Consider the following 22640-nt stretch of genomic DNA (forward strand, 5'->3'; position numbering starts at 1 on the left):
TGACTCAGTTGTCCAGCAGCCGGAGCTCCGTTCCAAGTTTTACCGCATGTGTGGCGTTATTCACTCCGAGCTTTTTCATGACGTTGCCCATATGAAATTTTACGGTGCGTTCCGCAATAGATAAAATGACCGCAACTTCGGCGTATGTTTTCCCGGCGCCGACCCACTTAAGTATCTGCCGCTCACGCGGTGACAAAAAAACGTTCTTTTTCTGATTGTGTTGACTGTATAAGTTAAGCGTCTTCTGATGCAAATTAATAAGAAAGCTAACTATTTTTGAACGATTTTTTTCCATGTCAATACCAGAATCTTTCTGACTAATAATGGATAGCAAAGCCAGGTTGTTCAGGTAATCATGCAGAGGGAATGTCTGTCCCTGGAAAATATTATATTGAAAGCTTTCATTAAAAATTCGCGTGAGATTGTAGCCGCCTGACAGAATGACGTTGTTTTCCCAAAAAAAATCTTCAACACAACGTAAACTCTGAATAATGACAGGATCAATAAATTGATATTTTCTTTCAAGGTATATGTCGAACCACTCAGGGTTGTTATTAATAATACGCATCTGTGAAGGGTCTTTCTTGTTCATAATGGCGTAGGCATAGATAATACCCTTGTAATCCTCAAAGAATGCATTCAGTTCATTCTGGATTAACAAATTGATTCTTGTATCGTTGTAGTATGTATCCTTCACGTCAGTTTCTACCTCCGGGATGAGTGGATAAACCAGTATAATCCGCTTCGTTAGCTGTTGCTAATCGTATTTTAAACCAGTTAAAGGACAGTGCAAATCACATCTGCCAGCAATATCCTGGATATTTTTGCTTTACAAAACGGATGGAAAGACCAGCTTACAAGACTACAGATGAATTATCGGGATTCACAAAAATCTGCGGGGACAGCAGGAACATTCGAATAATGATTCGCGATTTTAAGTTATTGCTGACTGGAGTGAACCGACAGCAGCATTTTCATAACAAAACTCATGCTGGCAGGCGTAATTAAACAGGCACCGAGTCAGTATCTGACTGCAGACGGTTTTTAAATCCTGATGCTCATGCTCCCCTTCGGCTACCCGGCGTTATCGGGTCGTCAGTTCTGCTGCGCTAACCCCTGTGGGTTTCGGATATAGGGCCTGATGGCAAACGTTCAGGTCAACCCTGCAGCCGGCTTAACGCCTGCGCTTTCACTGGCCATATAGGTGATGACAAGCGAGTGTTAATCAGCAGGAGGCACATCAGGTCGTGTAAGTAGGCCAGTAACCTGATTACTCTCCTGAACAGCAAGTCTCTATTTTAGCTGTCTATTGGTTACTACTGGTTTATGGGATGAGTAAGTGGTCTTTCTACCAGAGGCCAGGGCGCATGGGGATGTACAGGGGCAATGATATGTTGCAGGATGTCCCATCGCTTTATCAGAAAACCGTAACAGGCAAGGGTCGTTAATCATGAAAACAAGATGATGCTGGGTGTCGTATTTCTCTTAACGGGATGCCCTGGGCCTGGCGACCGAATGGTGGAGCGAGAATCTACAGCGGCATTTATCAAAGACAAGCAAGTTTGTGTGGTGTCGCCACTGGAGCCACAAGAAAGGATTACTGCCATTCAAATCAACAGCGATAAAAGCAATTCTCTTCACAAGTTTTTTGATGACAAACCTGTTTATGTTCCAAAAGGTGAGTGCCTTCCTGTGTTCGGATTTAAGTTCACAACGGGAGAGCGTTACTATTTCGCCTATGATGTTCAATCTGATAAATCAGCGTCGCATTTAGTCACGGCTGATTTTTCTTATTCCAAAGAATAAGGAGGCAGAACATTCACTCAGTTGCCCTAACCACCCTGCAACACCAGCGCTATACTAACCAACCCGAAGCTGGTTACCACTGGCTCCGTGCTAAACTGGATAAACGCTCCCCCAATATGAACCCTTGTTGATGAGGTTGTACCTGCATTGAGTCGCCTGACCGGACGCCATCCGCTGAACGGGAAATTATTGTGGCGATGCCGGTCTCTGCCGCTGGTCATCGCGCTGCTATTGGTGGGATGCGCCCGCTCTGACGCGCTGTGGACGGTCACGCATGACCTCTGCATGAATAACTATCACTACCGTCGGGATCCGTCTCCCTGCCAGCAACTCTATCTGCCGCAGGACAGCACACAGGGCTACAGCATCATCCAGAATCCTCGCCACAGGCTGCACTTTATTCTGGTGCCGACGGTGGCGATGTCCGGCATTGAGAGCATTGCGCTGTCGCGCCCCGGACGTCCCGATTATTTCGGCTACGCCTGGTTAATGCGTTATCGTCTGATGGCGGCCTATGGCGCTAAAGTGCCTGAGGATCGCCTCGGCATGGCGCTGAATTCCGCTTATGGCCGCAGCCAGAATCAACTGCATATTCATCTGACCTGCCTGCGGGAAGATGTCTATCGCCAGCTTCAGGCCGAGCGCCCCTATATTAATAATGACTGGCGACCCTTGCCCGACCGTTTGCTGAACCACACCTACTATGCCCGTCGCGTTATGCAGCCGACGGCGATGGGGATCTATCCTGTCTCCTCCGTAGCGCGCCATTTCCGGCTGTCCCCGCCGCAGCTGGCAGAGTCTGGTGTGGCGCTCATCCCGGCGACGTTTTCGGGAGAAAAAGGGTTTATCCTGCTAACTACCCGGCGCGGCTGGGATAAGGGCAATCGGGCGTCCGTTGAGTCGCTGCTGGATAAACGCTGCGCTATTCTTTCAGCGCCGCCAGCTGACGTTGCAGTCGGGAAGTAACTAAACCTTATCACCCTTAATCCTTCACCGACCCAGCCACTCTGCTGTAATCAAATGCTCTGCCAGCAAGAACCCGACTGACGAGGACGATCGCCCGTGCATCGGTTTCGTAAACATTGAATCAGGTTCGTGTCCGCCCTGTTTCAGTTCCTGCTCCAGCGCCACAAAGAGCGCCTTCTTCATATCGCTGGAGATATTGATTTTACCGACGCCATAACGGATCGATTCCGCGACCTCGCTGTCTTTGTTGCCCGAACCGCCATGTAGTACACGTGGAATATTAATTAATAGTAAGCTTGTTACAAGCTTGTCATTTATACATGGTTTTTGAGCTATAACATCTCTGTTACTCTCAGGTTAAATAACAAGCCATAAACGCATATTAATTACATCTGTTAAGTGACTTATTACTAACATAATCATCCTATTTCTTAAACTCAGACTTTTTCCAGGAAAAATTATTGCTCATTTTCTTTTCACCAGCGTAGGATAAGCGCACAAAGGATTATAGATGCAAGGATTATCAATGGCTCTACATGGAAAGTTTGTTATTAATGATGCTGACTACTCACCGTTATCCTTTCCGGGTGTGGGAACGTTTTTAGCGTTCTCTGGCAATGGTGCTTATCGTAATCGTGGTGCCTGTGGAATGATTCCTAAAGAGGGGCCTGTACCAGCGGGTAAATACTGGATTGTTGACCGTCCTGAGGGAGGCCTCCGATCACAACTAAATGCCGGTGTAAGGGATATTTATAATCATTTTGCCAGCGGTGCTACGTTCAGGCATTCCGAATGGTTTGCAATATGGCGGGATGATTGGGCAATTGATGATTACACCTGGGTTGATAGCGTTAAGCGTGGTAACTTTCGTTTGCACCCCGGCGTTCTTTCTGAGGGTTGTATCACACTTCCGCATGATTCTGATTTTTCCCTGTTACGCAATGCATTATTAAGGACCCAGAAAATAGAGGTTCCTTGTATGAGGAAGTTAAAGGCCTATGGAACGATTGAGGTAATTGCCAATGGCAAAACATGTCCTTAGTCTCTTTATAAAATTGGCGCTCTTTACTGTGATTATGCTGTTCGTTGCTAAAGAAGTTCCCTATGATGGATTAGTTGACTCTATAACAGCCTTATTTGATTTCCAAAGCGCTCTGAACGTTACCCATTTCATTCTGGGTGAACCTGACTTAGAGGCCTGGGAGTCGTTGCGGGATTACTTTTCTATTTTAATTAATACTCTAATCAGCATTCCGGTTATGAGTGCGATTATCACCCTTTTTAACGGCCTTACTCACAAAGTGACCCCATCTTGCCTCCCTAAAGAGTGGGCTTTCTCTACCGTGCGACGATTGATAAAAATAATCATTTTTGTAATGCTGCTTTGGTTATTCGTCCGCTTTGTACCTTACCAGGCTGTTTTTCCGGACATAGAAAAATTTTCAGATGTTGCTATGGCTGCACTTATGGCTTTCAACCTGATTTTAGCCCTTTTCTGCTATTACTTTATTATGAAGAAATGCACATTCAAAAGGAGTTTGTAAAATGCCTATTCCAGCTTACATGTGGCTTAAAGATGACGGCGGTGCAGATATTAAGGGATCTGTAGACGTTCAGGATCGTGATGGTTCTATCGAAATTGTTGGCTTCAGTCACGGTTTAAATATTCCAGTGGATAGTGCCAACGGTAAAATCACCGGCAAGCGATCACACTCTCCCTTTATGATTGAAAAAGAGTTTGATAGCGCCAGCCCATACTTATACAAAGCCGTTGCTACTGGTCAGACGCTGAAAAGTGCGGAGATTCGCTGGTATCGCATTAACCATGCCGGGCAAGAGGAATGCTATTTTGTTATGACTATCGAAGGGGTGAAGGTGACTGGCATTAATCCGGGGATGCCAAATGCTAAAATGGCAGGAAACTCGCAGATCAACCATATGGAAAGCCTTTCCCTGATGTACGACAAAATCACCTGGCGTTACGTTGATGGTAATGTGCAGTATACGGATGACTGGAATGTTCGGTCCTGAGATTAAAATCCTGTTTCCTGTGGTATAGCTAAGTTCTCCTTGGCAGTGAAGCACTAATTAAAACGTTACCGGGGTGTAATGGGGGATCTAGTGACGACCTCCATCCATGCTCGAAAAACGTTACGACCGCGTTATCCGGTTGTACAACATCTAAAAAAGGCACCTATTCATCGGTGCCTTTTCCCGGCCTCCCTGGCAGTCTTCAAGCCACCATCCACGCCACACAACCCCTTACCGATACAACGCCGCTTTCCCAACCGAACTAAATAGCGCCATCTTCGCCGCGACCACTTCACTTGCCGCCTGCATCGGTTTAACAAAGAGGGAATTAGGCTCGTGACCCCCAAGCTTCAGCTCCTGCTCCAGCGCCACGAAAAACGCCTTCTTCATATCGCTGGAGATATTGATTTTACCGACGCCATAACGAATTGATTCCGCGACCTCGCTGTCTTTGTTGCCCGAACCGCCATGCAGCACCAGCGGGATATCAACCAACTTACGGATCTGCTGCAGGCGCTCGATATCCAGCTTCGGCTGCTTCCCTTTGGGGTAGAGGCCATGCGAGGTGCCGATGGCGACCGCCAGCGTGTCGGTGCCGGTCTCGCGCACAAAGGTCTCGGCCTGCTGCGGATCGGTATAGAGAATCTCGTTACTGCCGCCTTCGCCGCTGCCTTCTGCCACGCCGATGGTGCCCAGCTCCGCTTCCACAGAGACATTAATCGTGTGCGCTATCTCGACAATCTTCTTCGTCAGCGCAATATTCTGCTCAAAAGGGTGAGACGAGGCGTCAATCATCACCGAGGTAAAACCGGCGTAGATCGCTTTCATCACCTCTTCCAGCGAACGGCCATGGTCCAGATGGATCACCACCGGCACGCGCGCCTGAATCGCCAGCGTCCGCAGATAACCGATAAATTCCGGGCCGGTGAAGGCCATCTCTTCAGGATGGATCTCCAGAATCAGCGGTGAATCCAGTCGCTCGGCAGTCTCAACCGCCACCCGTCCAAACTCCGCGCTGGCGATGTTAAACGCACCAACGCCAAACTGATGCTGTCGGGCAACGCTGAGCAGATCTTTCATGTTGTAAAGCATAGGTTTTATCCTTGTTTTGCAGGAACGGAGATATCTTTTTTCAGGAACAGCAGGATCAGCGCCGTCAGCAGACTGCCTGCGGCAATCGCAAACAGATAACCCATGACATTGCTGATCACGTTAGGAATGAAGATGACGAAAATGCCGCCATGCGGAGCGCGGGAAGCGCAGCCCAGCATCATTGAGAGGGCGCCTGCTAATCCGGAACCCGCGACGATGGCCGGGATGACGCGCAGCGGATCGGCGACCGCGTAGGGGATCGCGCCTTCGGTAATGAATGACAGACCGAGAATGTAGGTGACCTTGCCGGTCTCGCGCTCCTGCTCGGTAAACTTGCGGCGGAAGAGGGTGGTTGCCAGCGCGATGCCCAGTGGCGGCACCATGCCCGCCGCCATACAGGCGGCAATCGGTCCGTAAACCCCACTCGACATCAGGCCAATCGCAAACATACAGACGGTTTTATTCAGCGGGCCACCCATATCAAAGGCCACCATCATGCCGAACAGCAGGCCGAGAATGGCCGCATTGGTGTTACCCAGCGAACTGAGGAAGTCGGTCAGCCAGCCGAGCAGCATTTTGATCGGCTCACCAATCAGCAGCGCCATTAGTGCGCCGGTCAGCAGCACGCTTAACAGAGGCACGATTAAAATAGGTTTCAGTCCGGCGACCGCTTTGGGCAGATGGATATGGTTATTGATCAGCAGCGTGATGTATCCGGCCAGGAAGCCGGCAATCAGCGCGCCGAGAAAGCCGGAGCCGGTGTGGATCGCCATCATCCCACCCACGGCGCCCGCCACGATGCCCGCTTTGCCGCTGACAGACTGGCTGATCCCCAGCGCCAGAATCGGTAGCATCAGGGCAAAGGCGGAACCGCCACCGATGTCAGAGAGCATCTTCGCTATCGGGCTGAAGTTCGCGTCCCCTGGTGTGGCCGCCGTAATCCCGAATGAAAAACTCAGCGCGATCAGAATGCCGCCCGCCACCACAAACGGGATCATCAGGTTCACGCCGGTGATCAGGTGCACATAAATCTCTGAAATCCAGGAACGGGAACCCGACGTCTCACGGGCACTGTTAGCCGGTTCCGATGCACTGGCCTGTGGGGCGGAGTCGGCAAGCCTCGGAGCCAGTTCGCCGTTAACAATGGCGTTTAATAGGCCTTCAGCATCCTTCGCGGCACGGGTAACGGGCACCTCAATCACGTTTTTGTGCTGGAAGCGCGCCATCTCAACTTTTTTATCTGCGGCGATTAACACGACGTCCGCCCGATGAATATCGTCGTCGCTGAAAATATATTCGCTTTCAATCGCGCCCTGGGTTTCAACTAATACATTCAGGCCCAGTTTTTTAGCCGCTTTTTTTAAATTACTTTCGGCAAGGTAGGTGTGGGCGACACCTGTAGGACAGGCGGTAATGGCAATAATGTTCATAAATGTTCTCCAGTGAAAATTTTATATTTATGTTTTTCGGTCTGAAGGGATGGCTACAACCTGGAATACCTCCTTTATTTTTAATTCATGCTGCTCTCCGGTTTATTCAGGCTCCCGATCGGGATAACAGTAAATGAAACATTTCTTCGCGATGCGGGACATTAAGCAATTGCTCGACGACATCCTCATCGCCTAACGCAATGGATATTTTGGCGAGCATTTTGATATGGCCCACATCTTTATCGGACTCTTTTACCGCGAACAGAATAACCAGCCGGACTTTGGTGCCGTCGATGGTTTCCCACGGAATGTCCTGGCGTAAACGACCGACGGCAATACGGGTTTTGGCGACGGCCGCAGATTTACCGTGTGGAATAGCAATATGGTTTTCAAATCCGGTAGAGCCTAATTCCTCACGCAGATAGACATCTTTCAGGAAAGCGGCTTTATCGGTGACGGCCCCGGTCTGGCAGAGCAGGTCGGTCAGCTGAGAAATAATCTGCTCTTTGGTCTGGCAATCGACATCGAGAATAATGCACTCTTCTTTTAATACTTCGTTAATAGCCACGGCTGTCGTCATTTTGCTTCTCCATTATCATTAATTAATCGAATTCGATACCAGACACTCCGTTACTCTTGCGATATCTTTCGCCGAGAACAGGGCAGAGACATACACCACCGGTTTTTCCAGCGGCTCCAGCCGGATAGTGGAAATCACCACGTCACACTCATGTCGTTTCAGGGAGTCAGCAATATTTTTCCCTGGCACGATGTCGATAATTTTCCAGTCGGGAAAGGCACGGATGATCCGTCCGTAAAGCAGCTGCGAGGTGCCCAGACCGCTGGAGCAGACCAGCAAGACCCGTTTTACCTTGATGCTGTTTTCGATGGCTGCCTGAATGTGCACCGTCAGATAAGCCACCTCATCGTCACTGATTTCATCCAGGCTGTACTCCTGCGTCAGCTGGCTGATCACCGCTTTAACGGCGGCGAACACCGTGCCCAGCTCGGTCTGGATATCATGCAGCAGCGGATTTTTAATCCGGATGTGATATCTGAGGCGGTTCAGCATCGGCTTGATATGCGAGGACAATGACGCCTGCAGGTTCTGGTCGGTGGTGATTTCAATGTTGATGCGCTGCGCCACCCGGGCGATCAGCGCCTCAGCAAAGCGGGTTTCACGCTCTGAAATCAGGGAGTCATCGTGCTGTGGTGACTCACCGCCCGCCTTACCGGAAGAGACCAGATACTGATAGATGGAGTGAGACTCCTCGGCCACCAGTACCGTGTTGTAGGCAGTCTCAATGCGCTCTATCACCGCCAGTGACACCTGCCAGGCGTGATGGTCGCTCACCCGGTTCATCGACACCGCGCGGGCGTCGGTCCTGTGCATCGGCGAGTGACTGCGGTGGATCAGTACCAGAATATGCGTAAATAAATTGATGTAGTAAGGATCGCTTATCGTATATTGCAGTTGCTGTTCAATAAAATTAATTAATTGCAGGGTAAAATGGACAGCCTGCTGACCAAACTTCTCTGAAAGCTCCTGCAGCGTGCTTTCATCCAGACGGCTTTCCATCATGTCCTGACGGTTATAAATCGATTTTAACACCAGCGCTTTCATCGCCATGCGAATATTATGGTCGCTTCCTTTTATGCTGGTTCCGGCGCGGCTTTTTAATAAGGTTAAATCAAACTGATGTAACCATGCTTCTAATGTTTTTAAATCATTCACTATCGAAGCGCGGCTGATAAAATATTTATCCGCCAGTTCGCTGATGGATGAACTTTTTGGTGACAGCATTAATAAATCAGACGCTATTTTCAGCATCCTGAAGTTGCTGCTGAAATCATCCACCTCGGTTGAGAAAATCCGGCGCGCGGCTATTTCCGACTGCGCATCAGCGAATTTAATTGTGATCCCTCTCCCACTTTTTCCGCTGAGATTGATTCCCTGGTCAGAAAGTTTTTCGTTAATGTCGGCAATATCGCGGCGTAGAGTTCTGGGTGTAATAGACGTTTTTTCTGAAATAGCGTGCAGGCTCACATAACTGTTATGAGAAATAAGCTGTCGCATAATCGTCAGTTGCCGTTCAGTCAGCGCCTTCATCATCATCAGGTTCCGCTTAATCCGTTATTCGCCTTGTCAGTTATCATCTAAACAAAGGCACTATGCCATGTAAATATTAAAACATGGCCACAACCTGGTGGTCAGGCTGACCACCTGACAGTGAATTTCTTAAATAATCGGGGACGAGATGAAAGAATAAGTGAAAGGGGATGGGAGGGTTTGGCGGGCTGACTGGCAGTGATCCGATTGGTGGGGCTACAACAATGGCTGAGGGCGGAATCTGGCGGGAAAGCCCGGCTTACGCCGGGCCAGGTTTTATCTTTACGCCATCTTCAAACGCTGCAATCGTTTCTCGCGGCGAATCTTGCGCTCTTCCATCACCGCAACCAGCGCCATCAGGCAGATACAGGCGATAGCGGCGGCATCCAGTGCGGCAAAGGTGCCTGCCCAGCCGGTCAGGCCAAATATCGGCGTGCCGTCGGCAATCATGCCCAGGCCCAGTTTGGCGAAGCTGTCACCAATCAGATAGGCGAAAGTGCCTTTGATACCATCCGCTGCGCCAATCGCTTTTTTCGGCACAAAGCCGACCGCGGCGACGCCGATTAACAGCTGCGGGCCAAAGACCAGGAAGCCCAGGGCGAACAGCGACGCCAGATAGACATACTGGTTGCTGGCATGCTGATAGATCCCGAGCGTGGCAATAATCAGCGCTAATGCAACGCAGGCCACCAGCGCACGGCGGCCATTGGCCAGATCGGATAACCAGCCCCACATCAGCGTGCCCACCAGTGCGCCCACTTCAAACAGGGTAAAGCCCTGAATCGCCACCTCTTTAGAGAGTTTCAGCTCCTGGAAGGCATAAACCGTTGACCATTGATCGATCCCGATGCGCACCACATAGAGGAAGATGTTGGCGAAGCAGAGCAGCCAGATCACCTTGTTCTTCAGTACGTACTCAACAAAGATCTGCCATTTGGTCATCGACTCATCTTCGGCTTCTTTGTCCTCATCGCTCAGCTCTTCGTCAAACAGCTCTTCGGCCTTGCCCAGGCCATAAGATTCCGGGGAGTCGCTGCCGTAGCGCAGGCCGATAAAACCAACAATCAGCGCGATAATAGACGGGAAGATAAACATCCCAATTACGTGGCCGTTGAACAGCACATTGGCGCCAAACAGCGCAACGCCTGCCGCACCGGCACCGCCGAGGTTGTGGGAGATATTCCACATGCCAAGATAAGTACCTCGTTTGCGGCGCGGCGTCCACTTAGTGATGGTGGAGTAGCTACAGGAGCCGCCGGTACTCTGGAAGAATCCGCTTAAGGCATAGAAGGCGATCATCAGGAACAGGCTGACGGAACCGGTGCCCATGCTGGCGCTGAAACCCAGCATGCAGATGGCCGAGAGGATCAGCATAAACGGCAGGAACTGCTTGGTGTTTTTGCCGTCAGCATAATAGGAGACCAGGGTTTTCCCGACGCCATAGGTGATGGAGAAGCCCAGTCCGATCATCCCCAGCTGCGTCATGCTCAGTCCGTAGGTGGTGATCATATCGTTCTGCGCGATATTGAAGTTTTTGCGGATCAGATACATGGTCAGGTAGCCGATAAAGACCACCAGATAGGACTGCATAAATGGCTTGAACCACATCTTGCGCCGCAGTTCGATGGGCAGATCCAGCGTCGGTCTGCGCACCTGTTTGAGGAATGCCAGCATGGAAGGGGATTCTCCTGGTTGGAATAGCTGCAATGGGCAGCGAATGGCTGGCATTGTAAAAACCTGCCGCCAGACTGGCCTGAGACAGCATCCAGGCGAAACCAGGAAAATTTCTTAGTTTTGCCCCACTCGGGGCAAAAAGGAGAGGCGTATCACGCTTCAGGCAGGGGGCGCGGTGCCTGAGCATTTAAAAACGGCAGCAGCAGCAGGGCGGAGATCCCCGCCGCCGTGGCAATGACCGCAAAGAAGCCGCTCCAGTGCCAGACGTCGATAACCCACGCCAGCGGCCAGCCGGAGAGTGACGCACCAAGATAGGCGAAAAGGCCGACGAAGCCGGTTGCCGCGCCCGCCGCATCTTTATGGGAACATTCGGCTGCCGCCATACCAATCAGCATCTGCGGGCCAAAGACAAAGAAACCGGTAGTAAAAAAGCAGGCTGCCTGCATCACGTAACTGGTAAAGGGCATCAGCCATAGTGAGCCGACGGAAAGCAAAATCCCGGCTGCAAAAATCAGGTTCATCGGGCCACGGTTGCCGTTAAACAGCTTGTCCGAGCCCCAGCCCGCGACCAGCGCACCTATCACACCGCCCAGCTCAAACAGGGTGACTACCGAGTTGGCCGTGACCAGATCTACCCCCAGCGTGTCGGAGATGTAGAGATTTCCCCAGTCATTAAGCGCCGCGCGAACCACATAGACCAGCACGTAACACAACGACAGCAGCCAGATGTAGGGGTTGAATAGCACGTAGCGGGTCAGGATCGCTTTGCGACTCAGACCTGCGCCTTCCTGCTGCTGCGCCATCTCCATCTCATCCTGTCGCCAGTCGCCTACCGCGGGCAGGCCGACAGTCTGAGGCCGGTCGCGCAGACGCCAGCAGAGAAACAGTCCGGCGAGGATCGCTAAACTGCCCGCAATCATCATCCCGATTCGCCAGCCATAGTGCAGCGCCACTGCGCCGATAACGATCGGGATGACCGCACCGCCAACGTTGTGCGCGGTGTTCCATAGTGCCCACCAGCCGCCGCGCTCGTTGCGCGAATACCAGCTGGTCAGCAGGCGCGCGCAGACCGGCGCGCCCCAGCCCTGGAAAAAGGCGTTGATGGTCCACAGCAGCGCAAAGGCCCACAGTGAGGTGGAAAAGCCAAACAGGATATTCACCACGCCGGTAGCGATCAGCCCCAGCCCCATAAAGTAACGGGCGTTGGAGCGGTCACTGACGATGCCGGATAAGAACTTCGACAGGCCGTAGGTGATGTAAAATAGCGTCGCCAGCAGGCCGATATCGGTGCGCATCATCACGCCGCTGGCGATCACTTCCGGCGCTGCCGCGTTGAAGCTTTTGCGGGTAAAGTAGAACAGGGCATAGCCGATCCAGATGGTCGACATGATGTGCCGTCGCCAGTAGCGATAGCGGCTGTCAATCTCACTTTTGTCCTGCAGCGGAGCGGCGTTAGCGGGCGTTTTCAGAAAGTTAAACACGGTGGTTCCTCAGGCCATACGCAGCGGCAGATGCACGCTGACGCGGGTTCCATGGGTGCAGGAGATAGTCAGCGATCCGCCCAGCGCACTCACGCGTTCGCGCATCCCGACCAGACCAAAGCTCTGCTGACCGGAACCTGGCGGCAGACCGCAGCCATCATCTTCAATCACCAGCAAAACGCGACCATTCTGTTGCCAGCCTTTGAGCGTCACGGCGCTGGCGCTGGCGTGTTTCACAATGTTGTTCAGCCCCTCCTGACAGACGCGAAACAGCGTGACGCGCTGCGCTTCGCTCAGCAGCGCCTCATCAATACGCCACTCAAGGTGACTGACGATGCCGCAATCCTCCAGCTCCATCTCACGCATCAGGGAGCGAACTGCCTGTTCAAGTGACAGGTCATCTAGCTGACGGGGTCGCAGACGTCCCAGCAGTCGCCGCACTGAATCGTAGACGCCAAGAGAGAGCTGCTCAATATGGACGCCGCCCTGGATCACCCGGCCATTTTCCGGCGCAAGGCGCTGCACAATGCCCGCCTGGGTGCGGATTGCCGTAATCGTCTGACCGATATCATCGTGCAGTTCGCGCGCCACCTCCTGGCGCACATTCTCTTCTGTCTCGACCAGCCGTTCCGCCAGGCGCTGGTTGCGCGCCAGCTCACTCTGCAGCGACTGATTCAGCTCGCGCAGCCGCTGGATACCGGCACCCAGCAGCAGTCCGGTCAGGCTTTGCGCCAGCAGCGAGAGCAGGAGATCGACCGGATGATCGTGCCAGGTCTGGCTGGCGATCAGCGCGATTGCGTTCATCAGCGTCGCGATCAGCGCACCCTGCCAGCCGTAGTGCCAGGCCAGCGCAATAATCGGCAGCGCCAGACAGAATGGCGTAAAGCGTGACAGTTCAGCGGGCAGGCCAAGCTGCAACCAGAGACTGATGACAAACAGCAGCAGATACCAGATAAGATGCCGGGCGCGCCAGTTGACCGGTTGCGAGACCAGCGCAGGTCCCAGCGGCTGCCAGCGGGTGCTGGTGAGGTAGTGCCAGATGACCAGGCAGGTCGGGGCCAGCGTCAGACCACCGGTGAGCGTCAGCAGCAGGGCGTTCAGCATCTCCTGCAGTCCCGCCCACGCCAGGGACTGCAGCAGCGCCGCGGCGATCAGAGCCGCGCCCTGGCTCAGCAGCGTGCGCCAGTCACGCTGATGGCGGTAATGGGAGATCAGCGCCACCGGCAGCAGCGTCAGTACACTGCCTGCCATTAACAGCGGCAGATGCGCCAGCGCGACCACCTTCGCCAGCCAGATCAGCATGATCCACTCAGCTGCCAGCAACACCGGCCAGTAAGTGCGTGGACATTGCAGCATCAGCCCCAGACGCAGGCCAAACGGGAATAGCAGCACCGCCAGCTCCGGGCGTTCCACCAGGTGCAGGCTGATACTCCACAGGCAGAACCAGGCCGCCGAGAAGATGAAAAAGCTGGCGACAACGGAGATCAGCCGCGAAACACAGGGGCTCATTGCCAGCCATCAAACATGCGGCGCGCCAGCTCCACATCATTGCTGACGCCGAGCTTCTCCATCAGATTCGCGCGATGGACATGTACGGTTTTCGGTGACAGCGCCAGCTCAACGGCAATTTCCTTTACCGCCATGCCCTGTGACAGTTTTTCCGCCACCTGACGTTCGCGTCGGGTCAGCGGGTCCTGCCGACCGGCGGCCAGCTTGATCGCAATCTCTGGCGTCAGATAACAGCCGCCTGTGGAGACCGTGCGCACCGCCGCGATCAGCTCATCGGGACGACAGCGTTTAGAGAGGAATCCGCGCGCACCGGCATTAAGCGCCTGTTCCACCAGTGCCGGACTGTCATGGACTGACAGCATGATGGTGGCCAGGCCCGTCGGCAGCTTGCTCAGCAACTCCAGCCCGGAGAGATCCGGCATCGAAATATCGCAGATACAGACCTGAACGCCCCGGCCCGGTAAACCTGCCAGCGCCTCACGGCCAGAACCAAATTCCGCTACGACCTGGAAATCCGATTCCAGGCCCAGCAACTGGGCAAAGCCGGAGCGGACGATAAGGTGATCGTCAATAAGCGCGATGGTGATCATGTTTATTCCTGGCGGGTAAAATCGCGCTTACCTTAGCGATAAGCACGAAGCTGTTCAAGTCGTGAGCAGTCTATTCAGGTAAGGGAGTGGGTAGAGTGATGCAGGTCAAACTGTCGTGGATCGTGAGAGAAGCATGCCGGGCTGAATCGCCGCCCGGCAGATCGTGAGGCTAAGCAGCCGATCAGTGCAGACAGCACTGCTTATATTTTTTGCCGCTGCCGCACGGGCAGGGATCGTTGCGGCCGGGCAGTTTCTCTGCCGCGACAGGCTTCTGGGGAACGGGAATCGCTTCAGGCTGGGAGATCCAGTGATCGTGCAGCGCCAGCGCAGCAGGACGGATAGCTTCAATGCTGGCTTCCATCTCGTCCGGCGTCATGGCATCGATCTTTTCAAGATTCTCTTCCACGCCGTGCAGAGCGATGGCGTCCAGCGCGGGTTGCAGGTCCTGCGGCAGGGCAGTCCAGTCGGTCAGCGCGACACCGCGCATGTAGCCGAAGCACCACTCTTCCACCACGGTAAATTCCAGACCTTCCATTTCACGGATGCCAAACAGCGGTTCGAACTGCTCAGGGAATTCAGATAAGCGGTCAGCCACATCATTCATATGCTGGAAGCAAAGCGACATAAAGCGCGTCATTTCACGCTCGTTGCTCCATTTTGGGATCTGCTTCTCGCCACCCCACAGTGCCACCAGCCACTGGCTTGGCTCGACGGTGACGGGACCGGAGAGTACGGCAGTCAGCAGGCCGTCGAGCTCGGAGACATCAATAATCGATGCTTCGCTGCCATATTTTTCCAGCATATCTTCCAGCCATTGCAGCTCTTTTTCGGACAGTGGGCCTTCTTTCATGCGGTTGCCTCCCGGGCATTTCAAAAATTTCAGCGGCGTTGAGCCTTAAAACCGCAGCAGTGTACACCCTTGTGGACTGCAACACAGCTAACCCTGTTCGGGCATGCTGCGGTGATTAAACCGCGTTTAGCACCACTTTCACCCCGTTGTGCAGGCGATAGCCCACAGCACTTTATGGTACATTTTTGCGCTCCAGCCAGACAGTTGCGTGTTAAATAATAATAAGTTAATGATTAATATATGAAAAATGGATTTACTGGCAGGCCGGCTGTTGCAGTCTCCCTTGCACGGCTGACCCCTGGCGGCCAGTGGATCAGCAGATTAATGACGCGATTCATGCCAGCCTTTATCTTCCTGCTGGCGGGATGTGGAACCCTGTCGCAAACCTCCGCCCCGGTGGGCGACCGCGTTTATCTGACACACGCCACCTTTCATGAAAATGTCGACGACATCGTGCAGCATTACATGCAACAGAAGCAGGTTCCCGGCATCAGCATTGCGGTCATTCATCGCGGTGGCCCGACCCGCTATTACGCTTTTGGCGTCACCGATCGTGTGCATCGCTATCCGATCACGCCCGATACCCTGTTTGCGCTGGGATCGCTGAGTAAAGGCGTGACGGCAGAAGTGATTATCCAGCTGGTTGATCAGGGTAAACTGCGCTGGAGCGATACCCTGGCCGATCTTCTGCCGGAAGGCGTTCACCTCAGCGCTGACGCGCAGCGCATCACGCTGCTGCAGCTGGTGACGCACACCTCGGGTCTGCCGCGACAGGATATGGATTTGACGATGCTGCAGCAGTTCGTTCGTTATCTGGATACCGGCGAGAACTTCTATGGCAACCTTGATAGCGACAAGCTGCTGAGTTATCTGGCGGACTTCTCTGCGCCCTCGGTACGCCTGCCACACTACTCCAACCTCGGCTATGCGCTGCTCGGTTATATCCTGCGCACGCGTTTTCATCAGGACATTCAGACGCTGGCATCACAGCTTATCTTCACACCGTTAAAGATGAACCAAAGCAGTTTTGTACCGGAAACGCTGACGGGCTATCCGCTGCGTGCGCTGGGCCATGCAGGCGATCAGCCGAAATTTATTCGCCGCGGCACGCTGACGCCTGACTGGCATTTTCACGGCAACATGGTGGCCGCGGCCAGTCTCTACAGTAACGCGCGCGATCTGAGTGCTTATTTGCGCGCACATCTCAGCGCTACCGGTGATGCTGCGCGGGACCGGGCTTTCGCGGCGGTAGATCAGGCGTGGTATCAGCAGGGCGCGCAGGCGCAGAATATCGCCTGGGTGACCGACACTTTCGAAGAGCAGCAGATTACCTATCAGGTGGGCTATATCGGCGGCTATGCCAGTTTTATCGGCTACGATAAACGTAACGGCAATGCGATTGTGGTGCTGCAGAACGGCTTTAACTGGAGTAACTATTTAGGCATTGCGTTGTTGGTCGATCTGGCAACTCAGGATAAAGTGGTCGGACAGTGATCCGCTACCTGGCCTGTGTGCAGTAAAGTGAATAGCGCTGTTTTTCCTTACACATAGCGTCAGTGCGCCGGAACTGAAGTGCGATAAACATTGTCTTTAGCCTGACTGTCAAAATTCAACGTGGAAATCATTATGCGCAGGACTCAACGTGTACTTTTATCAATGGGATTACTGGTTGGCTCGCTGAGCCTGATCCCCGCTGTACAAGCCGCTGGCGAAGCAACGGATACCGTTCCGCCACCGCCGCAGATTCAGCCTGCTAATCCGGATGCGCAGCCCGCTACGCCTGATACGGGCAGCGTTCAGCCGGATGCCGGTGCCGCGCAAAGCCAGGCGCCGACCAGCTCACAATCTAATGATGGTATTACGCCGACCACGCCGGCACCTTCCAATGGCGCGCACCCTAATTACGACCTCAGCACCATCATCATCGACTACAAACAGTACCAAATCGGTGACACAGTGCCAGAGAAGTACACCGATAAAACGTACACCATCAATGAGTGGCAAAAGCGTAATCTGCCTGCTCCGCAGGAAAATACCCACTGGGCCTATATCAACGCCAACTACATTCTTATTACCAATGACACCGGCAAAATCGTCATGGGTAAATCGGGCGATATCTTCTTCCGCGGTTAAAATAAGCGCGGTTAAAATAAGCGGTAAAAATCAGCCGGTCGTGATGACCGGCTTTTTTTAGCTGAAACGCTCAGCACCAAAGCTTGCCAGCATCGGATGCTTTTCACCGCTTACAATCTCCTCCGCCAGTAATTCACCGACAATCAGCGCCAGGGTTGCGCCCGAATGCGTGAACGCCACATAACAGCCCGGCACCTTCTGCAGTTGCCCCAGCACCGGATCGCCATCGCCTGGAATCGGCTTCAGGCCAATTTTCCAGCTCTGGACGCTGAGCGGCTCGTCACCCCGTAACAGCTGACTCGCTTCCTCGGCCAGCTTTGCTACAACCTGCTTATCAATATGGTAATCGCCTCCGGCCAGCTTCTGGATATCAGCCTCGTACCAGTCGTGATCCAGGGCGTAACGGTTGCCGGGGTTTGGCCGGATGGCGGCGCGGGGCGTGTTCAGCACCGCCTTGAGTTCATGTTTGCCCGGCTCAGTGATCACCAGCATGGAGACGGGCGATCCGTTGGGAATCGTCACGCCCAGTGACGCAATCACATCCGGTGTCCAGGGCCCGCAGGCGACCACCACCGCATCTGCCCGCAGTTCGCCCAGCTCACTGCGAATGCCGCAGGCCCGGCCCTGATCGGTGATCACACTGGCTTTACCGGCGTGTTCAATCACTTCACCACCCCGCGCCCGGAACTGATTCACCAGATACTCTGACAGGTGCGGCAGACTGACCCAGCCTTCACCGGGGTTAAAAATCGCCTGCGACGGCAGCGCGTCGGGATCGATCGTCGCATCCACCTGTGCCACGTTATCAGGTGTCATGAGTTGTGAGTCGTAGCCGTGTGCTTTCTCATAGGCGTGCCGCGCCTGCGTTCCGGCTGCATCATTGCTGAACCAGCAGACCCCGCCATCAAAACGCAGCCAGTCGAGGGTAGGTTGTTGAGCAAACAGGGTGCGATAGCGATCAATGCCCGCCATGCGCAGCGCGTGATAGGGGCGGGAGCGTTCACCCGCCGAGTTGAGCCAGGAGAGTGAACGTCCCGATGCGCCAGAACAGAGCGCGGCTTCGGTCACCAGCGTCACCGCCGCTCCCCGTTTTGTCAGCTCCAGCGCCGTCGAGACACCTATTACGCCACCGCCCAGTACAACTACTTTCATTTCAGTTTTTACCGCCATTATCAGGTTCCTTGCTCAGTTACAGCACTTCAGAGAGAAAACGTTGCAGTCGCGGCGACTGTGGCGTATCAAAAATGGCGCCCGGCGGCCCGGCTTCAACAATCTCGCCTTCGTCCATAAACACCACCTGATCCGCCACTTTGCGCGCAAAGCCCATTTCATGTGTCACCACAACCATCGTCATGCCGCGACGACAGAGATCCGCCATCAGCGTCAGGACACCTTTCACCAGTTCGGGATCGAGCGCTGAGGTTGCCTCATCAAACAGCATGACCTCGGGATCCATCGCCAGCGCGCGGGCAATCGCGACACGCTGCTGCTGGCCGCCGGAGAGATCGCGTGGCCGGTGATCGGCGCGCTGACCCAGACCCACTTCTTCCAGCCGCTGACGCGCAATCGCCATCGCCTGCGCTTTGGGCAGGCCTTTAACCCGCCACGGTGCCAGCGCCACGTTCTCCAGCGCGCTGTGATCGGGGAAGAGATTGAAATGCTGAAACACCATGCCGATCCGTAACCGCAGCGCATCTGGCTTGTCGCGCAACACTGACCGATCAGCCAGAAGTACATCCCCCGATTGCGGTTCATGCAGCCGGTTGATGCCGCGCAGCAGCGTCGACTTACCCGAACCGGATGGCCCGATAATGCAGGTGGTGCTGCCGGGCGCGACCCGCAGCGAGACGTTACGCAACACCTTAATCGGGCCATAAGCCAGAGTCAGATCGCGCAGCTCCAGGCTGGCACCGTGCCAGCTCGCGGCAGTGGTGCTGTTCAGGTTATTCATGGTTGCCTCCGATCCGGGGATGAGTGATCAGTGCGCCGCCGGGCGCTCTGACTTCATCCACCTCTTTTAAGCCACTTTGCGGGGCAGTCAGGCGACGTCGGCCGGTGCGATAACGCACATCGACATAGTTGACCATGTGCGTCAGCGGCACAGTGATAATCAGATAGAACAGCCCTGCCAGCATCAGGGGCGAGAGGTTGCCGGTGAGCACCGCCGCGTCCTGGCCCACGCGAAACAGTTCCCGTTGTTGTGTCATCAGGCCCAGCAGGTAAACCAGCGAGGAATCTTTAATGATGGCGATGAACTGGTTAACGATGGCGGGCAGTACGCGGCGGATCCCCTGCGGGATCACCACCAGTCGCATTGCCCGGCCATAACTCATCCCCAGCGCACGGCAGGCTTCCATCTGGCCGCGTTCAACACTCTGAATACCGGCGCGGAAAATCTCGCCCATGTAGGCGCTGGCGATCAGGCTGAGGGCGAAGATCCCCAGCGGATAGGGCGTAGGACCGAACAGCTGATAGCTGAAGCGCGCCAGGCCCTGACCAATCAGCAGAATGGTCAGAATCGATGGCAGACCGCGGAACAGATCGGTATAGAGCCGGGCAGGCAGACGCAGCCAGCGTGAGGGCGAGATGCCCATCAGCGCCAGCAGAAGGCCGAATAGCGTGCCGAGCAGCGTTGCCGCCAGCGAGATAATCACCGTGTTGACCAGCCCGGTGGTCAGCATCTGCGGCAGTACTTCCATCATTGATGGAAAATCAAAGAAGGTGCGGGAAAGAATCGTGAGCAAGTCCATCGCCGTCTCCATGCAGGGTGGGGGATCCCCCGGTTAACTCAGGACGCGAACGTCCGCATCTTTACTGCCCGCCAGGCAGATACTGTTTTGGCATCGGCGATCCGGGGAACCACTTCTGATAGAGCCGTTGCCAGGTGCCATCCTGCATGGCTGCTTTAATGGCGCGGTCCAGCGCGGCCTTGAAGGCGGGTTTGCCTTTGGCAATGGCAATGCCGGCCGGTGCATCAAACGAGGGGATGTCGGCGGCAGAGACCAGCTTAAAGCGGTCGGCGTAGCTTTTTGCCGCCTCGTAGTCGAGGAAGATCGCGTCGAGCGTACCGTTGTTGAGCGCAGAAACTGCGCTGTTGTTATCCGGGAAGCGCACGAGATCGGTCTGGGTGAAGTGTTCGACGGCATAGCTCTCCTGCAGCGTACCCTGAACCACCCCGAGCCGGTGTTTTGCCAGGCTGGCGACATTCTTCACGCCGCTGTCGTGGCGGGTCAGAACGGTGAGAAATCCCGCCAGATAGCCGGTTGAAAAATCCACCGTCTTTTCACGCGCAGGGGTGATGCCGATAGCCGCCACCGCCGCGTCATACTGACCGTTGGCCACCGCCGGCATGATGGCCGAGAAGTCCTGTCCAATAAAATCGACCTTATCGATCCCGATACGATGGGCGACATCTTTGAAGAATTCGACGTCAAAGCCGGTGAACTGACCGCTGGCATCCGTGAAGGTGTAAGGTTTTGAGTCGCCGACGCTGGCGATGCGTAGCTGACCCGGTTCGATCAGCCCATAGGGATTGTTATCGCTGGCAGCCAGCGTACAGAACGACAGTGAACAGAGTGCGAGCGTGGTGCCGAGCAGTTTGCCCAGGGTGGTTTGCGATTTCATAGCTCATCCGTTTTTGCAGGTTTAAACATCAGAGACTGTTGAGCCAGCGATTATTATTGAGACCGGTCTCAACACAGGTGGCACCTTAAGACACTGATGTTGTGAGACCGGTCTCAAGGGGTTACAATGAGTTTAAGCACAGCCTTTTTTCGGCGTCAATATTCCTGTCATCAACCTGTGATTCAAAATAATTATGACCAGCCAGAAACGACAATCTAAAGCGCCCACCGTGGCGGATGTGGCGCGCGCAGCAAAAGTATCCAAAGCCCAGGCGGCGCGTGCGCTGGGTGGCTATGGGGCGGTCAGTGATGAGGTGCAGGAGCGGGTCAACAGCGCGGCCTCCGCGCTGGGCTACCGTCTGAATGCCCTGGCCCGCAGTATGAACACCGGACGTTCCAATACCATTGGTGTGATTGTCGGCGACATTGAGAATCCCCATTTCGGTCTTGCGCTGCGCGGCATGGCGGATGTGGCGCGCACTGCCGGTTACCATCTGCTGCTCAGTAACAGCGATGAGAAGTTGCAGGCTGAGCAGGATGCGGTGCGGGTGATGCTGGAAAAGCGGGTCGACGGCATCATCGTTGCGCCCTGCTGTTCAGAACACCGTCACAACAGTCACCTGACTCAGGTACTGGAAGAGGGCAGAGCGCTGAAATTATTTGATCGCGCAGTAACTGACCTTGATGTGGAGGCGATCTGTTGCGAATTTACCGAAGTGGCTGCAGAAGCAACCTCGCAGTTACTGGAAGCGGGCCATCGCCACATCGCTTATATCACCAGCATGGCACTGGCAACCGACTACAGCACACCAGGCGATTTTGGCCTGACGCCGGTCGCCCAGCGCGTGGGCGGCATGATGCAGGCATTTGCTGCCGCGGGCGTGGAATTTGATCCGACGATGGTGAAAGTGAATGCGCTGGACGAAGCGGAGATTGCCCGTATCGTGGCCGAGCTGTGGCAGCGTCCGCAGCCGCCTACTGCGCTGGTGGCTTCTGACAGCGTGGTGGCGATGTGGCTGCTGCGCGAAGTGACGCAGCGCGGACTGCGAATCCCTGCCGATCTCTCATTCGTGATGTATGACAATTTTCCGTGGAGTGAGATTGTCACGCCACCGCTGACGGTGGTGGCGCAACCGGTGTATGAGATGGGCCGTGAAGCGGCACGACGCCTGATCGCAGAGATACGCGGCGAAGCCGTCGGACCGATGCCGCGCTTTGATGCCCGTCTGATGATTCGCCAGTCCATTGCCGCACCGGCCAGCCTCATCAGTGGGAAATAATAGGGTTAACCCGGCCAGCCCGGTAACCGGTATATCGCCTGGCTGATGCGTTCGCAGGCAATGGG

Annotated in this window: 22 protein-coding genes and 2 pseudogenes; 8 read left to right on the forward strand and 16 right to left on the reverse strand. The window is 54.4% G+C overall.

What is annotated here, in order from left to right; genetic code table 11:
• Window positions 1-4: 4 nt before the first annotated feature.
• On the reverse strand, window positions 5-697 hold the full coding sequence (locus ACO6VX_RS16055; RefSeq protein WP_033769578.1) for a helix-turn-helix transcriptional regulator: 693 nt from the start codon (window positions 695-697) through the stop codon (window positions 5-7).
• 764 nt (window positions 698-1461) lie between these two features.
• Here ACO6VX_RS16055 and ACO6VX_RS16060 point away from each other — a divergent pair.
• Together ACO6VX_RS16060 and ACO6VX_RS16065 are read left to right on the forward strand one after the other, a co-directional pair.
• On the forward strand, window positions 1462-1806 hold the full coding sequence (locus ACO6VX_RS16060) for a putative T6SS immunity periplasmic lipoprotein (protein ID WP_422458211.1): 345 nt from the start codon (window positions 1462-1464) through the stop codon (window positions 1804-1806).
• A gap of 189 nt (window positions 1807-1995) precedes the next feature.
• On the forward strand, window positions 1996-2772 hold the full coding sequence (locus ACO6VX_RS16065; RefSeq protein ID WP_422458224.1) for a CDP-diacylglycerol diphosphatase: 777 nt from the start codon (window positions 1996-1998) through the stop codon (window positions 2770-2772).
• Window positions 2773-2796: 24 nt separating this feature from the next.
• Here the strand turns inward: ACO6VX_RS16065 and ACO6VX_RS16070 are convergent.
• Window positions 2797-3060: pseudogene (locus tag ACO6VX_RS16070) on the reverse strand (class II fructose-bisphosphate aldolase); the annotation flags it as partial.
• A gap of 238 nt (window positions 3061-3298) precedes the next feature.
• On the opposite strand from ACO6VX_RS16070, the gene ACO6VX_RS16075 reads away from it, so the two are divergent.
• Genes ACO6VX_RS16075 through ACO6VX_RS16085 form a run of 3 tightly spaced genes read left to right on the forward strand, consistent with a single transcriptional unit; the run spans window position 3299 to window position 4803 of the window.
• A complete protein-coding gene (locus tag ACO6VX_RS16075; protein ID WP_010671743.1) occupies window positions 3299-3814 on the forward strand; it encodes a DUF2778 domain-containing protein in 516 nt (171 codons plus the stop codon).
• Window positions 3795-4316: a hypothetical protein gene (locus ACO6VX_RS16080; protein WP_187500213.1), complete on the forward strand. Its 522-nt coding sequence runs from the start codon at window positions 3795-3797 to the stop codon at window positions 4314-4316. The genes ACO6VX_RS16075 and ACO6VX_RS16080 overlap by 20 nt, the downstream gene beginning before the upstream one ends.
• A gap of 1 nt (window position 4317) precedes the next feature.
• Window positions 4318-4803, forward strand: a complete 486-nt coding sequence (locus tag ACO6VX_RS16085; RefSeq protein WP_422458212.1) for an Hcp family type VI secretion system effector — start codon at window positions 4318-4320, stop codon at window positions 4801-4803.
• 231 nt (window positions 4804-5034) lie between these two features.
• Here the strand turns inward: ACO6VX_RS16085 and ACO6VX_RS16090 are convergent, their stop codons facing one another.
• From ACO6VX_RS16090 to ACO6VX_RS16135, 10 genes and pseudogenes are all read right to left on the reverse strand, one after another.
• Complete coding sequence (locus ACO6VX_RS16090; protein WP_033787443.1) at window positions 5035-5895, reverse strand: ketose-bisphosphate aldolase; 861 nt, start codon at window positions 5893-5895, stop codon at window positions 5035-5037.
• 5 nt (window positions 5896-5900) lie between these two features.
• A complete protein-coding gene (locus ACO6VX_RS16095) occupies window positions 5901-7325 on the reverse strand; it encodes a PTS fructose transporter subunit IIC (RefSeq protein WP_033759776.1) in 1425 nt (474 codons plus the stop codon).
• A gap of 106 nt (window positions 7326-7431) precedes the next feature.
• Window positions 7432-7905, reverse strand: coding sequence for a PTS sugar transporter subunit IIA (locus ACO6VX_RS16100; RefSeq protein ID WP_022625347.1), 474 nt, complete (start codon window positions 7903-7905; stop codon window positions 7432-7434).
• An 18-nt stretch (window positions 7906-7923) separates the two neighbouring features.
• The gene (locus ACO6VX_RS16105) at window positions 7924-9129 is read right to left on the reverse strand and encodes a BglG family transcription antiterminator (protein WP_231905516.1); all 1206 of its coding nucleotides are present in this window, start codon (window positions 9127-9129) and stop codon (window positions 7924-7926) included.
• A gap of 126 nt (window positions 9130-9255) precedes the next feature.
• Window positions 9256-9441 (reverse strand): annotated as a pseudogene (locus ACO6VX_RS16110) (HTH domain-containing protein); the annotation flags it as partial.
• Window positions 9442-9717: 276 nt separating this feature from the next.
• The gene (gene uhpT / locus ACO6VX_RS16115) at window positions 9718-11109 is read right to left on the reverse strand and encodes a hexose-6-phosphate:phosphate antiporter (protein ID WP_010251526.1); all 1392 of its coding nucleotides are present in this window, start codon (window positions 11107-11109) and stop codon (window positions 9718-9720) included.
• A 152-nt stretch (window positions 11110-11261) separates the two neighbouring features.
• Window positions 11262-12590, reverse strand: coding sequence for an MFS transporter (locus tag ACO6VX_RS16120; protein WP_422458213.1), 1329 nt, complete (start codon window positions 12588-12590; stop codon window positions 11262-11264).
• Between the two features lie 9 nt (window positions 12591-12599).
• Window positions 12600-14099, reverse strand: a complete 1500-nt coding sequence (uhpB, locus tag ACO6VX_RS16125) for a signal transduction histidine-protein kinase/phosphatase UhpB (RefSeq protein ID WP_422458214.1) — start codon at window positions 14097-14099, stop codon at window positions 12600-12602.
• The gene (gene uhpA / locus ACO6VX_RS16130; RefSeq protein WP_010251517.1) at window positions 14096-14689 is read right to left on the reverse strand and encodes a transcriptional regulator UhpA; all 594 of its coding nucleotides are present in this window, start codon (window positions 14687-14689) and stop codon (window positions 14096-14098) included. The genes uhpB and uhpA overlap by 4 nt, the downstream gene beginning before the upstream one ends.
• A gap of 181 nt (window positions 14690-14870) precedes the next feature.
• Window positions 14871-15539 carry a YecA family protein gene (locus ACO6VX_RS16135; protein WP_010671734.1) on the reverse strand — a complete coding sequence of 223 codons (669 nt, stop codon included), beginning with the start codon at window positions 15537-15539 and terminating at the stop codon, window positions 14871-14873.
• Between the two features lie 240 nt (window positions 15540-15779).
• On the opposite strand from ACO6VX_RS16135, the gene ACO6VX_RS16140 reads away from it, so the two are divergent.
• Window positions 15780-17033 carry a serine hydrolase domain-containing protein gene (locus ACO6VX_RS16140; RefSeq protein WP_422458215.1) on the forward strand — a complete coding sequence of 418 codons (1254 nt, stop codon included), beginning with the start codon at window positions 15780-15782 and terminating at the stop codon, window positions 17031-17033.
• Between the two features lie 132 nt (window positions 17034-17165).
• Window positions 17166-17672, forward strand: coding sequence for an RcnB family protein (locus ACO6VX_RS16145; protein WP_022625353.1), 507 nt, complete (start codon window positions 17166-17168; stop codon window positions 17670-17672).
• A 57-nt stretch (window positions 17673-17729) separates the two neighbouring features.
• Here the strand turns inward: ACO6VX_RS16145 and ACO6VX_RS16150 are convergent, their stop codons facing one another.
• The 4 genes from ACO6VX_RS16150 to ACO6VX_RS16165 all read right to left on the reverse strand — a co-directional run bounded on the left by ACO6VX_RS16150 (window position 17730) and on the right by ACO6VX_RS16165 (window position 21296).
• Complete coding sequence (locus ACO6VX_RS16150; RefSeq protein WP_422458216.1) at window positions 17730-18842, reverse strand: NAD(P)/FAD-dependent oxidoreductase; 1113 nt, start codon at window positions 18840-18842, stop codon at window positions 17730-17732.
• 19 nt (window positions 18843-18861) lie between these two features.
• A complete protein-coding gene (locus ACO6VX_RS16155; RefSeq protein ID WP_346461063.1) occupies window positions 18862-19623 on the reverse strand; it encodes an amino acid ABC transporter ATP-binding protein in 762 nt (253 codons plus the stop codon).
• On the reverse strand, window positions 19616-20422 hold the full coding sequence (locus tag ACO6VX_RS16160; RefSeq protein ID WP_250327726.1) for an amino acid ABC transporter permease: 807 nt from the start codon (window positions 20420-20422) through the stop codon (window positions 19616-19618). The genes ACO6VX_RS16155 and ACO6VX_RS16160 overlap by 8 nt, the downstream gene beginning before the upstream one ends.
• Before the next feature lie 61 nt (window positions 20423-20483).
• The gene (locus ACO6VX_RS16165; RefSeq protein ID WP_022625355.1) at window positions 20484-21296 is read right to left on the reverse strand and encodes an ABC transporter substrate-binding protein; all 813 of its coding nucleotides are present in this window, start codon (window positions 21294-21296) and stop codon (window positions 20484-20486) included.
• A 193-nt stretch (window positions 21297-21489) separates the two neighbouring features.
• Between ACO6VX_RS16165 and ACO6VX_RS16170 the strand changes: the two genes are divergently transcribed.
• Window positions 21490-22575: a LacI family DNA-binding transcriptional regulator gene (locus ACO6VX_RS16170; protein WP_061703604.1), complete on the forward strand. Its 1086-nt coding sequence runs from the start codon at window positions 21490-21492 to the stop codon at window positions 22573-22575.
• Window positions 22576-22640: the final 65 nt, after the last annotated feature.

This window comes from Pantoea sp. BJFS-204, assembly GCF_049310725.1.
GTDB lineage: Bacteria > Pseudomonadota > Gammaproteobacteria > Enterobacterales > Enterobacteriaceae > Pantoea > Pantoea agglomerans.

Coding starts and splice junctions, on each gene's coding strand:
- ACO6VX_RS16060 (WP_422458211.1), top strand. CDS start 1,462: ATGATGCTGGGTGTCGTATTTCTCTTAACGGGATGCCCTGGGCCTGGC.
- ACO6VX_RS16075 (WP_010671743.1), top strand. CDS start 3,299: ATGGCTCTACATGGAAAGTTTGTTATTAATGATGCTGACTACTCACCG.
- ACO6VX_RS16080 (WP_187500213.1), top strand. CDS start 3,795: ATGGCAAAACATGTCCTTAGTCTCTTTATAAAATTGGCGCTCTTTACT.
- ACO6VX_RS16085 (WP_422458212.1), top strand. CDS start 4,318: ATGCCTATTCCAGCTTACATGTGGCTTAAAGATGACGGCGGTGCAGAT.
- ACO6VX_RS16090 (WP_033787443.1), bottom strand. CDS start 5,895: ATGCTTTACAACATGAAAGATCTGCTCAGCGTTGCCCGACAGCATCAG.
- ACO6VX_RS16095 (WP_033759776.1), bottom strand. CDS start 7,325: ATGAACATTATTGCCATTACCGCCTGTCCTACAGGTGTCGCCCACACC.
- ACO6VX_RS16100 (WP_022625347.1), bottom strand. CDS start 7,905: ATGACGACAGCCGTGGCTATTAACGAAGTATTAAAAGAAGAGTGCATT.
- ACO6VX_RS16105 (WP_231905516.1), bottom strand. CDS start 9,129: ATGCTGTCACCAAAAAGTTCATCCATCAGCGAACTGGCGGATAAATAT.
- uhpT (WP_010251526.1), bottom strand. CDS start 11,109: ATGCTGGCATTCCTCAAACAGGTGCGCAGACCGACGCTGGATCTGCCC.
- uhpB (WP_422458214.1), bottom strand. CDS start 14,099: ATGAGCCCCTGTGTTTCGCGGCTGATCTCCGTTGTCGCCAGCTTTTTC.
- uhpA (WP_010251517.1), bottom strand. CDS start 14,689: ATGATCACCATCGCGCTTATTGACGATCACCTTATCGTCCGCTCCGGC.
- ACO6VX_RS16135 (WP_010671734.1), bottom strand. CDS start 15,539: ATGAAAGAAGGCCCACTGTCCGAAAAAGAGCTGCAATGGCTGGAAGAT.
- ACO6VX_RS16140 (WP_422458215.1), top strand. CDS start 15,780: ATGAAAAATGGATTTACTGGCAGGCCGGCTGTTGCAGTCTCCCTTGCA.
- ACO6VX_RS16145 (WP_022625353.1), top strand. CDS start 17,166: ATGCGCAGGACTCAACGTGTACTTTTATCAATGGGATTACTGGTTGGC.
- ACO6VX_RS16150 (WP_422458216.1), bottom strand. CDS start 18,842: ATGGCGGTAAAAACTGAAATGAAAGTAGTTGTACTGGGCGGTGGCGTA.
- ACO6VX_RS16155 (WP_346461063.1), bottom strand. CDS start 19,623: ATGAATAACCTGAACAGCACCACTGCCGCGAGCTGGCACGGTGCCAGC.
- ACO6VX_RS16160 (WP_250327726.1), bottom strand. CDS start 20,422: ATGGACTTGCTCACGATTCTTTCCCGCACCTTCTTTGATTTTCCATCA.
- ACO6VX_RS16165 (WP_022625355.1), bottom strand. CDS start 21,296: ATGAAATCGCAAACCACCCTGGGCAAACTGCTCGGCACCACGCTCGCA.
- ACO6VX_RS16170 (WP_061703604.1), top strand. CDS start 21,490: ATGACCAGCCAGAAACGACAATCTAAAGCGCCCACCGTGGCGGATGTG.